At 67.7% G+C, this 13,960-nt stretch carries 15 protein-coding genes; 12 read left to right on the top strand and 3 right to left on the bottom strand.

Annotated features, from left to right (window positions below; translation table 11 throughout):
* Positions 1-75: 75 nt before the first annotated feature.
* Positions 76-1,419 (bottom strand): ATP-binding protein, encoded by a 1,344-nt coding sequence (locus tag AC1DJ5_RS00150; RefSeq protein WP_441455679.1) that lies wholly within the window; start codon positions 1,417-1,419, stop codon positions 76-78.
* Between the two features lie 186 nt (positions 1,420-1,605).
* The gene (locus AC1DJ5_RS00145) at positions 1,606-2,337 is read right to left on the bottom strand and encodes a response regulator (protein ID WP_441455677.1); all 732 of its coding nucleotides are present in this window, start codon (positions 2,335-2,337) and stop codon (positions 1,606-1,608) included.
* An 88-nt stretch (positions 2,338-2,425) separates the two neighbouring features.
* On the opposite strand from AC1DJ5_RS00145, the gene AC1DJ5_RS00140 reads away from it, so the two are divergent.
* The 4 genes from AC1DJ5_RS00140 to AC1DJ5_RS00125 all read left to right on the top strand — a co-directional run bounded on the left by AC1DJ5_RS00140 (position 2,426) and on the right by AC1DJ5_RS00125 (position 6,005).
* Positions 2,426-3,304 carry a branched-chain amino acid aminotransferase gene (locus tag AC1DJ5_RS00140; RefSeq protein WP_477019265.1) on the top strand — a complete coding sequence of 293 codons (879 nt, stop codon included), beginning with the start codon at positions 2,426-2,428 and terminating at the stop codon, positions 3,302-3,304.
* 139 nt (positions 3,305-3,443) lie between these two features.
* Complete coding sequence (locus AC1DJ5_RS00135) at positions 3,444-4,718, top strand: NupC/NupG family nucleoside CNT transporter (protein WP_477019264.1); 1,275 nt, start codon at positions 3,444-3,446, stop codon at positions 4,716-4,718.
* Between the two features lie 25 nt (positions 4,719-4,743).
* On the top strand, positions 4,744-5,361 hold the full coding sequence (locus AC1DJ5_RS00130) for a glutathione S-transferase family protein (RefSeq protein WP_477019263.1): 618 nt from the start codon (positions 4,744-4,746) through the stop codon (positions 5,359-5,361).
* 5 nt (positions 5,362-5,366) lie between these two features.
* Positions 5,367-6,005, top strand: a complete 639-nt coding sequence (locus AC1DJ5_RS00125) for a YoaK family protein (protein WP_441455672.1) — start codon at positions 5,367-5,369, stop codon at positions 6,003-6,005.
* Here AC1DJ5_RS00125 and AC1DJ5_RS00120 read toward each other — a convergent pair.
* Positions 5,989-6,426: a PaaI family thioesterase gene (locus tag AC1DJ5_RS00120; protein WP_441455671.1), complete on the bottom strand. Its 438-nt coding sequence runs from the start codon at positions 6,424-6,426 to the stop codon at positions 5,989-5,991. The genes AC1DJ5_RS00125 and AC1DJ5_RS00120 overlap by 17 nt on opposite strands.
* A gap of 47 nt (positions 6,427-6,473) precedes the next feature.
* Between AC1DJ5_RS00120 and AC1DJ5_RS00115 the strand changes: the two genes are divergently transcribed.
* From AC1DJ5_RS00115 to fliN, 8 genes are all read left to right on the top strand, one after another.
* Entirely contained in the window at positions 6,474-6,797 is a 324-nt protein-coding gene (locus tag AC1DJ5_RS00115; protein ID WP_441455670.1) for a DUF3253 domain-containing protein, read from the top strand.
* On the top strand, positions 6,778-7,413 hold the full coding sequence (locus AC1DJ5_RS00110; RefSeq protein WP_441455669.1) for a uracil-DNA glycosylase family protein: 636 nt from the start codon (positions 6,778-6,780) through the stop codon (positions 7,411-7,413). Before AC1DJ5_RS00115 ends, AC1DJ5_RS00110 begins: the two co-directional genes overlap by 20 nt.
* Before the next feature lie 73 nt (positions 7,414-7,486).
* Positions 7,487-8,584, top strand: coding sequence for an alpha/beta fold hydrolase (locus tag AC1DJ5_RS00105; protein ID WP_477019262.1), 1,098 nt, complete (start codon positions 7,487-7,489; stop codon positions 8,582-8,584).
* 291 nt (positions 8,585-8,875) lie between these two features.
* Positions 8,876-9,973 (top strand): Glu/Leu/Phe/Val family dehydrogenase, encoded by a 1,098-nt coding sequence (locus AC1DJ5_RS00100; RefSeq protein WP_477019261.1) that lies wholly within the window; start codon positions 8,876-8,878, stop codon positions 9,971-9,973.
* 308 nt (positions 9,974-10,281) lie between these two features.
* Positions 10,282-11,919, top strand: a complete 1,638-nt coding sequence (gene fliF, locus AC1DJ5_RS00095) for a flagellar basal-body MS-ring/collar protein FliF (protein ID WP_477019260.1) — start codon at positions 10,282-10,284, stop codon at positions 11,917-11,919.
* On the top strand, positions 11,919-12,953 hold the full coding sequence (gene fliG, locus AC1DJ5_RS00090; protein WP_441455664.1) for a flagellar motor switch protein FliG: 1,035 nt from the start codon (positions 11,919-11,921) through the stop codon (positions 12,951-12,953). The genes fliF and fliG overlap by 1 nt, the downstream gene beginning before the upstream one ends.
* A gap of 1 nt (position 12,954) precedes the next feature.
* Positions 12,955-13,611: a FliH/SctL family protein gene (locus tag AC1DJ5_RS00085; RefSeq protein ID WP_477019259.1), complete on the top strand. Its 657-nt coding sequence runs from the start codon at positions 12,955-12,957 to the stop codon at positions 13,609-13,611.
* Positions 13,611-13,943: a flagellar motor switch protein FliN gene (gene fliN, locus AC1DJ5_RS00080; RefSeq protein WP_441455661.1), complete on the top strand. Its 333-nt coding sequence runs from the start codon at positions 13,611-13,613 to the stop codon at positions 13,941-13,943. The genes AC1DJ5_RS00085 and fliN overlap by 1 nt, the downstream gene beginning before the upstream one ends.
* Positions 13,944-13,960 lie beyond the last annotated feature (17 nt).

The following is a 13,960-nucleotide window of genomic DNA, read 5'->3' as shown; positions in this document are numbered from 1 at the left end:
TCCTGATCCAGGCCCCCCTAGAACTGTCCCAAGATGGCGCTGATTTTACAGTCACGCCAGAGGGCGCGTCGCGATTTATGCGGGCAGGCGGATCAGCGCTTTCAGCCCGCCCATGTCGCTGCGGTCCAGGGTGATGTCGCCGCCGTGGCCGCGGGCCACGTCGCGGGCGATGGCCAGGCCCAGGCCCACGCCCTTGCGGTTCTGATTGCGCGAGGCGTCCAGCCGCGAGAAGGGCCGGAAGGCTTCTTCGTGCATGTCTTCGGGAATGCCGGGCCCGTCGTCCTCGACCGCGATCTCCAGCCCGCCGGAGGGCAGGGGGCGGGCCGACAGCCGCACGTGCTCGCCGTGCGAGGCGGCGTTGCCGGCCAGATTGCTCAACGCGCGCCGGAAGGCCAGGGGGCGCACCTGGGCGTCCAGTTCATCGGGGGTCTCGACCGTGACCTCGGCGCCGGCGCGGCGAACGTCTTCGGCGGCGCGGCGCAGCATTTCGGGGACTGAGATCGACTGGATCGCTTCGCCCGCCTCGCCGCGCGCGAAGGCCAGGTATTCGTCGATCATATGCTCCATCTCGTCCAGATCGCCCTTCATCGCCTCGGCGCGCTTGAACGGCGGGGCCAGGGCCAGTTCGAGCCGCAGCCGGGTCAGGGGTGTGCGCAGGTCATGGCTGACCGAGGCCAGCAGGGCCGTACGCTGCTCGATATGGCGCTGGATGCGAGCGCGCATGTCCAGGAAGGCGCTGGCGGCGGCCCGCACCTCGCGCGCGCCGTGCGGTTTGAAGCGCGGTACGCTCTCGCCCCGGCCGAAGGCCTCGGCGGCGTCGGCCAGCCGTTCGATGGCGCGCACCTGATTGCGGATGAACAGCACCGCCACGCTGAGCAGCAGGACGGTGGCGATCATCAGCCACAGGACGAAGATGTGGGCCTGGGTCGCCACGGCCCGTTCGCGCGGTGCGATGACGCGGAGCACCCCGCCGGGCTCCTCCACCCGGATGTCGACATAGGCGGGGTAGCGGGTCGTATCGAACCAGAAGGGCTGATCCAGCCGCGAGGCCAGGGCCTTCTCCAGCGTGCGGTCGACCACGCCGATCGGCCCGCGCCTTTGCTCGGCGGGCAGTTTCGCCCCCTCCTGGAAGGCGACCGACAACTGCATGGACCGCTCGGCCCGGTCGGCGATGAGGGTCAGGTTCTGCGGCGTCGGTTCGTCGCGATAGCTTTCAGCCGCCCAGGCCACGTCTCCGGCCAGCCCTTCGGACAGGCGGGCCGTCACGGCCTGCCAGTGGGCGTCGAAGAAGGCCCAGGTCACGGCCCCCTGCATGATCAGCACGGGCAGGACGATGATCAGCAGCGACCGCCCCCACAACGAGGTCGGCAGGCGGCGCTTGATCACTCGCGCCCAGACGTTGAACGGCAGCAGCCTCATCGGAGGGGCCTAGGTAGGGGAGGTGTTGTTAGTCTTGCGTCATTCTCGGGCCTGTCCCGAGAATCCAGAAACATGCCGCTCGATAGCGAAGATCGTCGCTTCGATCCGTCGACGTCGAGGGTCTGGATCCCCGGCACAAGGCCGGGGATGACGGCGGAGGAGGGGGCGTGAGCAAGACGCAAGACCCTAGTCCGGCGCCAGCATATAGCCGACGCCGCGCACGGTCTGGAGATAACGCGGGTTCTTGGGGTCGGCTTCCAGCTTGCGGCGCAGGCGCGTCACCTGAACGTCCACGGCGCGGCCGGTGATGTCGGCGGTGTCGGGCGACAGGTTCATGCGCTCGACGGGGGAATGGGAGTGGATGGCCAGGGTCTTCAGCAGTTGCGCCTCGGCCTCGGTCAAGCGTTGCAGCGTCCCGTCGCGGGTCAGTTCCAGCCGCTCCATGTCGAACACCGCCGGTCCCATGCGGATTTCACGCGGGGTCATGGGCTTGCCGCCGGTGCGGCGCAGGATGGCCTCGATCCGCAGCGCCAGTTCGCGCGGGTCGAAGGGCTTGGACATATAGTCGTCGGCGCCGCGCGACAGGCCCTCGATTCGGTCGTCGGGATCGCCCTTGGCCGTCAGCAGCAGGACCGGCGTCCTGGACAGGGAGGCTTGGCTGCGGATCCAGGTCGTCAGGTCGAAGCCGCTCTCGCCCGGCATCATCACGTCCAGCACGATCAAGTCGAACTCGATCAATTCCACCAGGCGTCGGGCGGCGCCCGCGTGCGCGGCGCCGGTGACGCGATAGCCTTCGCGCGCCAGGAACTCTTTCAGCAGTTCGCGGATTCTGTCGTCGTCATCGACGATCAGCAGGTGGCGGCCCGTGCCGGGGGCTGCGACGGGGCCGGAACGGCTGGAAGAACGGGTATCGGTCATGCTTTGGGCGATCCTGCCGAACGCGAGGCGTTGACGGCGGCGGGCGAGAAGAGTGTAACCCGATCATATCCCCGGGAGACGTTATTCAATGGCCTTCGTTCCTTTCGACGATCGTGACGGCTGGATCTGGTTTGACGGCGCATTCGTGCCCTGGCGGGAAGCGAAAACGCACGTTCTGACCCATGGCCTTCACTACGGCTCGTCGGTGTTCGAGGGTGAGCGTATGTACGGCGGCGAAATCTTCAAGCTGACGGCGCACAGCGAGCGGCTGAAACGATCGGCGGAGCTGCTGGACTTCGAGATTCCTTACAGCGTGGCCGAGATCGACGCGGCCTGCAAGGAAACCTGCGAAAAGAACGGCATGACGGACTGCTACATCCGTCCGGTGGCCTATCTGGGCGCCGAACAGCTCAGCGTCTCCTCGCTGAACAGCAAGGTTCACATGGCCATCGCTGCCTGGGAATGGCCCAGCTACTTCGACCCCGAGGTCAAGAAGCGCGGCATCCGGCTGGAGTGGGCCAAATGGCGCCGCCCCGACCCGGCCACCGCCCCTTCGACGGCCAAGGCCGGCGGCCTCTACATGATCTGCACCATGTCCAAGACGGCAGCCGAGAAGCGCGGCTATGCCGACGCCATGATGCTGGACTGGCGCGGCTATGTCGCCGAAGCGACCGGCGCCAACGTCTTCTTCGTCCAGGGCGGCGTCCTGCATACCCCGCGCGTCGATCACATTCTGGACGGCATCACCCGCCAGACGGTGATCGAGATGGCCCAGGCCAAGGGGATCGAGGTCCTCGTCCGCGACATCCTGCCGGAAGAGCTGTCGAACTTCTCGGAATGCTTCCTCACCGGTTCGGCGGCCGAGGTCACCCCGGTCAGCGAGATCGGCGACTACTGCTTCACGCCCGGCGACCTGTCGCTGACCCTGATGGACGACTACGGCAAGCTGGTGCGCGGCCAACTCTGACCCTGGTCGGACAAGGAGCCAAGGCGGAGGATTCATCCTCCGCCTTTTTCATGCGCCTCTTGCCAGCCGCGCGCGGCTGTCGTTCATGCGCAAATAAGAAGCCGGCTCCCGTAGTGCCGGTCGCGGAGCCGCCTTTCCCATGTTCAGTTTCCTGAACCTCCAGAGCCTGTTCGGCCTGGCCGTCATCGTCGCCGTCTGCTGGGCGATGTCCGAGAACCGCCGGGTCTTCCCGTGGCGGCTGGCGCTGGGCGCTATCGCGGTGCAGGCGGCCCTGGTGCTGGCGACCTTCGCCATCCCTGGGTCTCAGGTGGTGCTGGACGGCATCAACAACGCGGTTCAGGGCTTGGAACTGGCCACGGAGGAGGGGACCAAGTTCGTCTTCGGCTTCCTCGCGGGGGGCGATCAGCCCTACGCCGTGGCCAATGAGGGCGCCCTGTTCACCTTCGCCTTCAAGGTTCTGCCGCTGATCCTGGTCATCTCGGCCCTGTCGGCCCTGCTGTGGCACTGGAAGATCCTGAAATGGATCACGCTCGGCTTCGGCTTCCTGTTCCAGCGGACCATGGGTCTCGGCGGCGCCTCGGCCCTGGCGGTGGCGGCCAATGTCTTCCTGGGCATGATCGAAAGCCCCATCGTCATCCGCGCCTATCTGGACAAGCTGACCCGGTCGGAGCTGTTCCTGATGATGGTGGTCGGTCTGGCCACCGTAGCCGGTTCGACCATGGTGGCCTATGCGACCATCCTGGCGCCGGTGCTGTCGAACGCGGCGGGCCACGTCCTGGTCGCCTCCATCGTCTCGGCTCCGGCGGGCGTGCTGCTGGCCCGCGTCATCATCCCCGAAAAGCCGGGCCAGGGCGGGGCGGTGGCCGACTACAACTCGGCGCTGAAGTACGACAGCTCCATCGACGCCATCGTCAAGGGCACGTCGGACGGCCTGATGGTGGTGCTGAACATCTCGGCGGTGCTGATCGTCTTCGTGGCCCTGGTCGCCCTGGCCAACGTCATTCTGAGCGGCTTCGTCATCGGCGGCGATCCGCTGACGGTCGAGCGCATCCTGGGCGTGGTCTTCGCGCCGGTCGCCTGGTTGATCGGCGTGGAATGGGCCGACGCCCACACCGCCGGCTGGCTGCTGGGCGTGAAGCTGACGCTGACCGAGTTCGTCGCCTTCATCAAACTGGGCCATATCCCCGCCGGCGACATGACCGAACGCACCCGGATGCTGATGACCTACGCCCTCTGCGGCTTCGCCAACATCGGCTCGGTGGGCATCACCGTCACCGGCCTGTCGGTCCTGATGCCGGAACGCCGCGAGGAGGTTCTGGGTCTGGTGTGGAAGGCGTTGTTCGCCGGCTTCCTGGCCACGCTGATGACCGCCTGCATCGTCGGGGCCATGCCGGCTTCGGTGTTCGGACAGTAGGTTTTTTAAGACGCTGGAGGACGGCTTGAAGCTCTACACCTCGCATCGCGCCCCCAATCCGCGCCGGGTCCGCTGGGTCATGGCCGAGAAGGGCGTCGAGAACGTCGACTTCGTCGAGATCGACCTGCTGGCCGGTCAGCACCGCACGGCGGACTACCGCGCCAAGGTGGGCGTGCCGCACGTCCCGGCACTGGAGCTGGACGACGGCGCCTGCATCTCTGAGTCCATCGCCATCTGCCGCTATCTGGAGGCGCTGTACCCGGAGCCGAACCTGTTCGGCCACGATGCGCGCGAGCAGGCGATCATCGAGATGTGGACCCGTCGCTGCGAGATCTACCTGGCCAATCCGATGATGCTGAACGTGCGCTTCAGCCACCCGGCGCTGGCCGCTCTCGAACCGCCTCAGCCGCAGGTCGCCGAGTACAGCCGCGTCGGCGCCGAGAAGTTCATGAAGTCGCTGGACCGCCACCTCGCCGAGCACGCCTTCATCGCCGCCGACCGCTTCACCATCGCCGACATCGTCGCGGCGGTCGGCCTCGACTTCGCTCGTCTGGTCAAATACCGCCCGCCGGAAGAGTTCACCCATCTGGCGCGCTGGATGGAGGATTGCCGGGCGCGTCCGACGGCCAAGGCGGGGGCCTAGGCGTCATGCGGACGCTGGCCCCGCCTGAGCGGGGGATGGCGGTGCTGCTGGCGGGCCTGGCGGGCTATGTCGACAGCCTGGGCTTTCTTCAGCTGGGCGGGCTGTTCGTCTCCTTCATGAGCGGGAATTCGACCCGGATGGCGGTCGGCGTGTCGCTGGGCGACTGGCGCACCGTCGGGGTGGCCGCGACCATTCTGATCCTGTTCGTTCTCGGGGCGGCGCTGGGGGCTCTGGTCGCCGGCGGCGAAGGCATGCGGTCGCGCAGCCGGGTTCTGGCGCTGGAGGCGGGCCTGCTGGCCGGCGCGGCGCTCGCCGTCCCGGTCGGGCTGACGCCGCTGGCCGTCGGCCTGATGGTGCTGGCCATGGGGGTCGAGAACGCCGTCTTCCTGCGCGACGGCGAGGTCGGCGTCGGCCTGACCTATATGACCGGTGCCCTGGTCAAGCTGGGGCAGGCGCTGGCCGGCGCCCTGCGGGGCGGGCAGCGCGCGGCCTTCGCGCCCTATCTGCTGCTGTGGGCGGGCCTGTTCGGCGGGGCCGTGGTGGGCGCATTCAGCTACGGCGCGCTGGGCCTGAACGCCTTGTGGCCGGCGGCGGGGCTGGCGACCGGCCTGGCAGTCCTCGTCCGCTTCAGCCGCGTGGCGTGAATTTCCGGATCACGCCCGAGAAGGTCATCAGCAGCCGGTCGCCCGTGTTGATCTGGCCGCGCACGAAGATCAGGCTCTTGCCCGCCTTGGTGACCTGGCCGGTCGCCTCGATCAGTTCCCCGACATAGGCGCCGTCGATGAAGGTGGAATCCAGTTGCACCGTGACGCCCGAGGCCCCCTCCATCTCCTGATAGGCGATCTGGAACATGGCGATGTCGGCGAAGGTCATCAGGCAGCCGCCGTGCATGCGGCCGCCGAAATTCATATGCTTCTGTTCGGCCCGGAAGGCGCAGCGCATCGACCCGTCGGGGTCCGGCTTGCGATAGAAGGGACCGACAGTGGAGTCGAAGGTGGCGCCGCTCACCTCGTAGGTTTCCCAACCCGAAAACTCGCCTTCCGATACCGTGATCCTGCCGACCATGCCGATTACGCCTTCTTTCTGATCTCGCGCTGCAGCATATAGGCGCAATGAGCGATCCTATCGAAGCGGCCATTTTTGAAAAACTGGCCAAGGCCGACCCCAAGAGCGTCGGCGGCAAGAGCATTGAACCGTCGGATGTGGCCAAGGAGCTGCAGCCCGAGCAGTGGCAGCGGATGCTGCCCAAGGTGCGCAGCGCGGCCCTGGGCCTGATGCGTCAGGGCAAGCTGACCATCACCAAGAAGGGCAAGGCGGTCGATCCCAACAGCTTCAAGGGCGTGATCCGTCTGCGCCTGCCGACCGAGGCCGAGACGGCCGCGGCCCTGGCGGCCCTGCCGCCGGTCGAGCCTTCGGATGACGGCGACTTCGACTGATCCTGAAAAGGGCCCTGAAAAGGGCGCGGAGGACGGCGGCCTGGACGCGGTCCTGGCCGACATCCGGGCCTGCCGGGCCTGCCTGGGCCACCTTCCGCACACGCCGCGGCCGGTGGTCATGGTCACGGCCCAGACGCGCCTGCTGATCTGCGGCCAGGCGCCGGGGCGGCGGGTGCATGAAAGCGGTCTGCCCTTCACCGATCCGTCCGGCGTCCGTCTGCGCGACTGGCTGGGCGTGGACGAGGCCGCCTTCTACGGCGACCCGCGTCTGGGCGTCGCGGCCCAGGCCTTCTGTTTTCCGGGCACCGATCCGAAGGGCGGCGACTATCCGCCGCCGCGCCGCTGCGCCGAGCTGTGGCGGCCCCGGCTGCTGGCCGAACTGCCCAAGGTCGAACTGACCCTGCTGGTCGGCGGCTACGCCCAGGCCTGGGCTTTGAGCGATCGCGCCAAGACCAACATGACCGAAACGGTCCGGGCCTGGCGCGATTACGCGCCCGCCATCCTGCCGCTGCCGCACCCGTCGTGGCGCAATACGGCCTGGCTGCGGAAAAATCCGTGGTTCGAGGCCGAGCTTCTGCCCTACCTTCGCGAACGGGTTCGAGTCATTCTCGGGTGACGATCTTTCCAATCCGCTCATCCCGGCGGACGCCGGATCCAGTGCTTTGGGCATCATGAAGCAGAGTTCGGACTTGATCGCAGCCCTGTTGGCCAGCCTGGCGCGCGCGGCCAAATCACTGGGCCCCGGCGTCCGCCTGGGTGAGCGGTTGCTGGGGGCGGCCTTGCTCGCCCTCGCCCTGTCCGCCTGCGCCACGCCGCATCTTCAGGCGCCGCAGAGCCCGCCCGCCGGTTTCGCCGGGCCGCGTATCGAGACGGGGACCGAAGGGCGCGGCGCCTTCGTGGTTCAGGACGGGGCGCGGCTGCCCTATCTGCGCTGGAGCCCCCAGGGGCAGCAGCCCTGGGCCGTCATCGTCGCCCTGCACGGGTTCAACGACCATTACGCCTCCTTCCGGCTGGCCGGGCCGTGGTGGGCGACGCGCGGCATCGAGACCTGGGCCTATGACCAGCGCGGCTTCGGCCTGGCGCCTCATCGCGGCGAGTTCGCGCCCGAAAGCCTGACCAGCGCCGACCTGCGCACCGTCGTCGCCCTGGTCCGCGCCGAGCGGCCCCACGCCCTGATCGTGGTTGCGGGGGAAAGCATGGGCGGGTCCTCGACCATCGCCGCCTTCGGGGCCGAGACGCCGCCCGACGCCGACCGGGTCGTCCTGCTGGCCCCCGGCGTCTGGGGCTGGTCCAGCCAGAGTCCGTTCAACAGCGCGGGATTGTGGGCCGCCGCCAGATTGATGGGCGATGTCGCGGTCGAGCCGCCGTCCTTCGCGGTCAGCAAGATCCGTGCGTCCGACAATACGCTGGAACTGGTCCGCAACGGCCGCGATCCGCTCAGCATCATCGCCACCCGCTTCGATTCCCTGCACGGGCTGGTCGATCTTATGGAGACGGCGACGACCCGGCTGGGTGCGGTCGAGAAGCCGACCCTGCTGCTCTACGGCGCCCACGATCAGATCATCGAGAAGCGCCCGATGCGGCTGGCGCTGGAGCGAGCCGGCGAACGGTCCAACCTGCGTACGGCCTATTACCGCGACGGCTGGCATATCCTGAACCGGGACCTGCAGGGCGAGGTCGTCTATCGCGACATCGAGGCCTGGCTGCGCGACCCGGCCGCCGCCCTGCCGTCCGGCGCCCCCTCGGTCCTGCCGGCGTTGAAGGCCGAGGCTGATCGCGGGCGCTGAGCTTAAGAGCCGCTCGTCCTGGCTTGATCTTCTCCGCTCATCCCGGCGGACGCCGGGATCCAGTGCTTTGGCCGCAAGCGCGTGGTTGGAGGAAGGTGCATTCTCACCGTACCGCTTTGAGCTCTTACTGGATCCCGGCGTCCGCCGGGATGAGCGGGACTAAGTGTGGGGGCTTACACGCCAGATGAAGTCAGTCCCGATCTCTCGGCGTGCGAAACCGTCATGCTTGCCGTTTAGGCGGACGCGGCGTATCTCCTCGCGCAATAAAAAATACCCCAGGAAAGGCCTGTCATGGGCAAGACGCTGTTTGATTCCCCTTCTTTCGCGAACCATGAGGGCGTCCACGCCTTCCATGACGAGAAAACCGGCCTGAAGGCCATCGTCGCGGTTCACTCCACCGCGCGCGGCCCCGCCGTCGGCGGCACCCGCATGTGGAACTACGCCACCGCCGAAGAGGCGCTGGAAGACGTGCTGCGCCTGTCGAAGGGCATGAGCTACAAGAACGCCATCGCCGACCTGGAAATGGGCGGCGGCAAGTCGGTCATCATCGGCGATAGCCGCACGCAGAAGAGCCCCGAGCTGTTCCGCGCCTTCGGTCGCTTCCTGAACGGCCTGGGCGGCAACTATTACGCGGCCGAAGACGTCGGCACTTCGGTCGAGGACATCGCCGAGGCCCGCAAGGTCACCGAATACGTCCTGGGCCTGAAGGACGGCCCGGAAGCCTCGGGCGACCCCAGCCCGGTCACCGCCGAGGGCGTGTTCCGCTCGAACCTGGTCGTGGCGCGTCGCCTGTTCAATCAGGACGACATGACCGGCCTGACCGTGGCCATCCAGGGCGTGGGCCACGTCGGCGCCTATCTGGCCGAGAAGCTGCACAAGGCTGGCGCCAAGCTGATCATCACCGACGTCAACCAGGCCAACCTGGACGCCGTCGCCGCCAAGACCGGCGCCGAGATCGTCGCTCCCGACGCCATCTATGACGTCGCCGCCGACATCTATGCGCCCTGCGCCCTGGGCGCGACGCTGAACCTGCAGACGCTGGAGCGTCTGAAGGTCCGGGCGATCTGCGGCGCCGCCAATAACCAGCTGGCCACCCCGGACATCGGCGACCAGCTGTTCGCGCGCGGAATCCTCTATTCGCCGGACTATGTCGTCAACGGCGGCGGCATTATCAACGTGGCCTCGGAGATGAACGCGCGCCAGTCGGGCGGCGCCTATGACCCGTCGTGGGTCGAGGGCAAGCTGTCGCGCCTGATGGAGACCTTCGAGGAGATCCTCGAGCGCTCGGTGGTCGAGAACAAACCGACCCACTTGATCGCCGACGCCATCGCCGAAGCCCGCATCCACGCAGCCGCAGACAAGAAGGCGGAACTGCTGAAGGCGGCGTAACGATCTTCCTTCTCCCCTTGAGGGAGAAGGTGGGCGCCGCAGGCGCTCGGATGAGGGGTGTGTGCGCTGCCGTTTCCGGCAGGGCCGCACCCCTTTTTCGTGTCTGGTGTTCGCCTGACGGTAGCCGGTTGCGCCGTCACCCCTCATCCGTCTCGCTGCGCGAGCCACCTTCTCCCTCAAGGGGAGAAGGGAAGCGCTCCCCGATTCCTTCAATCTTTAACGCATCTTAACGCCGCGTTTACCATCCACACGGCAGTTTCTGCCTAGCGGGGCGGTTTGGTCCTCCCGCCAGTATGAGGCGGGGACGCGTGGGCGGCTTCACGGCGGCGTTGCAGAAGTTCGGGATCGGCCGTCTGGCCGCAGTGCTTGGCGTCGCCGCGGGCGTCGCGGCCGTGCTGGTCGCCGTCATGTTGCGTGTGGGCCAGGCGCCCGACGCGCTGCTCTATTCCAACCTCGACCTGCGCGAAGCCTCCGAGATCAGCGCGGCCCTGGATCAGGCCAGCATCAAATACAGTTCCAAGGGCGACGGCTCGACCATCTTCGTCAGCCGCGACGAAGTCGGTACGGCGCGCCTGATGCTGGCGGGCAAGGGGCTCGTGACCTCGGGCAGCGTCGGCTACGAAATCTTCGACAACCAGTCGGTTCTGGGCCAGACCGAGTTCCAGCAGAACCTGAACGAGCAGCGCGCCCTGCAGGGCGAGCTGTCGCGCACCATCATGTCGATGCGCGGCATCACCTCGGCCCGCGTCCACATCACCATGCCGCGCCGCGAGATGTTCCAGGCCGCCGCCATCGACCCGACCGCCGCCGTGGTCGTGGGCCTGGGCGGGCGCGACCTCAGCGCCGATCAGGTGCGCGCCATCCGCAACGTCGTCGCCTCCTCGGTGCCGAACCTGAAGCCGGACAAGGTGACGGTGACCGATCAGGCCAACCGCACCCTGGCCGCGGGGTCCGAGGACAGCGGCTTCACCTCGGCCAACGCCGAGGCCGCCAAGGCCACGACCGAGGCTCAGTTGCAGACCCGGATCAAGGACATCGTCGAGGGCGTCGTCGGCCCCGGCGCGGCGCGCGTCCAGGTCACGGCCGACATCGACCACAGCCGCTCGACCACCCAGGAGCAGAAGTTCGACCCCGACGGCCAGGTCGTCCGCTCGACCTCGACCAATGGCTCGCAGTCGCAGGACACGACGGGCCAGGCCGACGGCGGCGTCACCGCCACCAACAACATTCCCGGCGGCGCGGCCCCGAACACCACGCCCCTCGGCTCGACCAACTCGGAAAACACCGAGACCACCAACTACGAGATCTCCAACACCACCACCACGACGGTGAAGGAGCCCGGCGAGGTCAAGAAGCTGTCGGTTTCGGTCGCCGTGGACGGCAAATACACCCCCGCCGCCGGCGGCAAAGGCGAGCCGACCTACGCCCCGCGCACCGCAGAAGAAGTCCAGCAGATCAAGACCCTGGTCGCCGCCGCCGTCGGCATCGACGAGACGCGCGGCGACAAGATCGAGGTGGTCAACGTCCGCTTCAGCCGCGAGCCTTCGGCGGCGCCGGGCGAAGACACCGGCTCGTCGATGTTCAACTTCGACAAGAACGACATCATGCGCGGGGTCGAGCTGCTGGTGCTGCTGGTGACCGGCCTGCTGCTGATCTTCTTCGTCGTGCGGCCGCTGCTGAAGACCGCCTCGGGCGCGACGGGCCTCCCGGCCCTGGTCGGGGCCAACGGCATGCCGGTGACGGCGCTGGACGCCCAGATTGTCGGCGGAACCTTGCCGGGCGGGGCGCCCATGCTGACCGGTCCGAGCGACATGGAACAGCGGCTCGACATCGCCCGCATCGAGGGACAGGTGAAGGCTTCCTCGATCAAGAAGGTGGCCGACTTCGTGGACTCCCACCCGGAGGAATCCACCGCGATCCTCCGGTCGTGGGTGCATGAAAGCTAGTGACCCGTCTCGTGAGCAAGAAACCTGCAGTCGATGACATCCGCAAGCTGACGGGGCCCGAGAAGGCCGCCGTGGTCCTGCTGTCGCTGGGCGAGGAGCACACGATCCTGTGGCAGCAGCTCGACGACGAAGAGATCAAGGAAGTTTCCCAGGCCATGGCCTCGCTGGGCACGGTGGCCGCCCAGGTGGTCGAGGAAGTCCTGGTCGAGTTCGTGTCCGGCATCGGCGGCTCTGGTTCGCTGATGGGCAGCTACGAGCAAACCCAGCGTCTGCTGGCCTCCTTCATGCCGGGCGAGCGCGTCGACGCCCTGATGGAGGAAATCCGCGGTCCCGCCGGCCGGACCATGTGGGACAAGCTCGGCAATGTGAACGAGGCCGTCCTCGCCAACTATCTGAAGAACGAATACCCGCAGACCGTCGCGGTGGTCCTGTCCAAGATCAAGCCTGAGCACGCCTCGCGCGTGCTGACGGCCCTGCCCGAGGACTTCGCCCTGGAGTGCGTCCAGCGCATGCTGCGCATGGAGCCGGTGCAGCGCGACATCTTGGACAAGATCGAACAGACCCTGCGCACCGAGTTCATGTCCAATCTGGCGCGCACCTCCAAGCGCGACAGCCATGAACTGATGGCCGACATCTTCAACAGCTTCGACCGCCAGACCGAGGCCCGCTTCATCGGCGCCCTGGAGGAACGCAGCCGCGATTCCGCCGAGCGGATCCGCGCGCTGATGTTCGTCTTCGAGGACCTGTCGCGCCTCGATCCGGGCGGCGTCCAGACCCTGCTGCGCGCGGTCGAGAAGGATCAACTGGCCCTGGCGCTGAAGGGCGCCTCGGACGCGTTGCGCGAAATGTTCTTCTCCAACATGTCCGAGCGGGCCTCGAAGATCATGCGCGAGGACATGGAGTCCATGGGGCCTGTCCGCCTCAAGGACGTCGACGCCGCCCAGATGACCATGGTCCAGGTGGCCAAGGATCTGGCCGCGCGGGGCGACATCATGCTGGCGGGCCAGAGCGGCGACGACGAGTTGATCTACTGACATGACCGCCATCCTTTCCACCGCTCGCCCCTTCATTTTCGACACCGAGTTCGACGCGGCCGGCGACGTCGTGCGCCCCTCGACCTGGCAGCCGATGAAGCGCTCCTTCGCGCCGGCCGAGGTCGAGGCCCTGGTCGCCCAGGCGCGGCTGGAGGCCCGGCAGCAGGCCCTGGCCGAGGTCGAGGCTCTGCGCGCCGACGCCCTGTCCGCCCTGGCCCAGTCGGTGGCCCATTCGGCCGGGACCCTCAGCATGGTCGTCGAGGCGCACCGGCGCCAGTCGGCCGAACTGTCGGTCGCCGCCGCCCGCGTCCTGGCCTCCGCCGCCTTCGACCGCTTCCCGCGCCGTCCTCTGGAAGCCGCCATCGAGCAATTGGCGCAAGAGATCGACGCTTCGCCCCGGTTGCAGGTCCGCGCCGCCGGTCTGGACGAAGCCGCCCGCGCCCACGTCGAGGCCCTGTGCGCCGACGCGGGTTTTAGCGGCCTGATCGCCTTCCGCGAGGACGCCGGGGCGCCCGCATCCGCCTTCACACTGGAATGGGCCGACGGCCGCGCCGAGTTTGATCCCGAGGGCGTCGCCGCCCGTGTTTCCGCCGCGCTGGAGGCCGCACTCGCGGCCGAGGCCGGCCATGCTGAACCCCTCGACAGGAGCGCCTTCTGATGGCCACCGACGACCTTGCCCTGGAAGAGTTCGGCGATTCCACCGCGCTCAACGTCGCCGACGAGGGCGGCGACAAGTCCGCCGCCGATCTGGCCACCGTCTTCGACGTGCCGGTCAACATCTCGGCCGTGCTGGGCAAGGCCCACATGTCCGTCGCCCAGTTGCTGAAGCTGAACCGGGGATCGGTGCTCGAACTGGACCGCAAGGTCGGCGAGGCCATCGACATCTTCGTCAACAACCGCCTGGTCGCCCGCGGGGAGGTCGTCGTCGTCGAGGACCGCCTGGGCGTGACCATGACGGAAATCATCAAGACCGAGGACAAGGGCGCCTGATCGGCCGCCCTGTTTTC

This window comes from Brevundimonas sp. 01N35, from assembly GCF_056399785.1.
The sequence above is the reverse complement of the archived record's forward strand: the minus strand, read 5'-3'. Positions and strand labels throughout refer to the sequence as shown.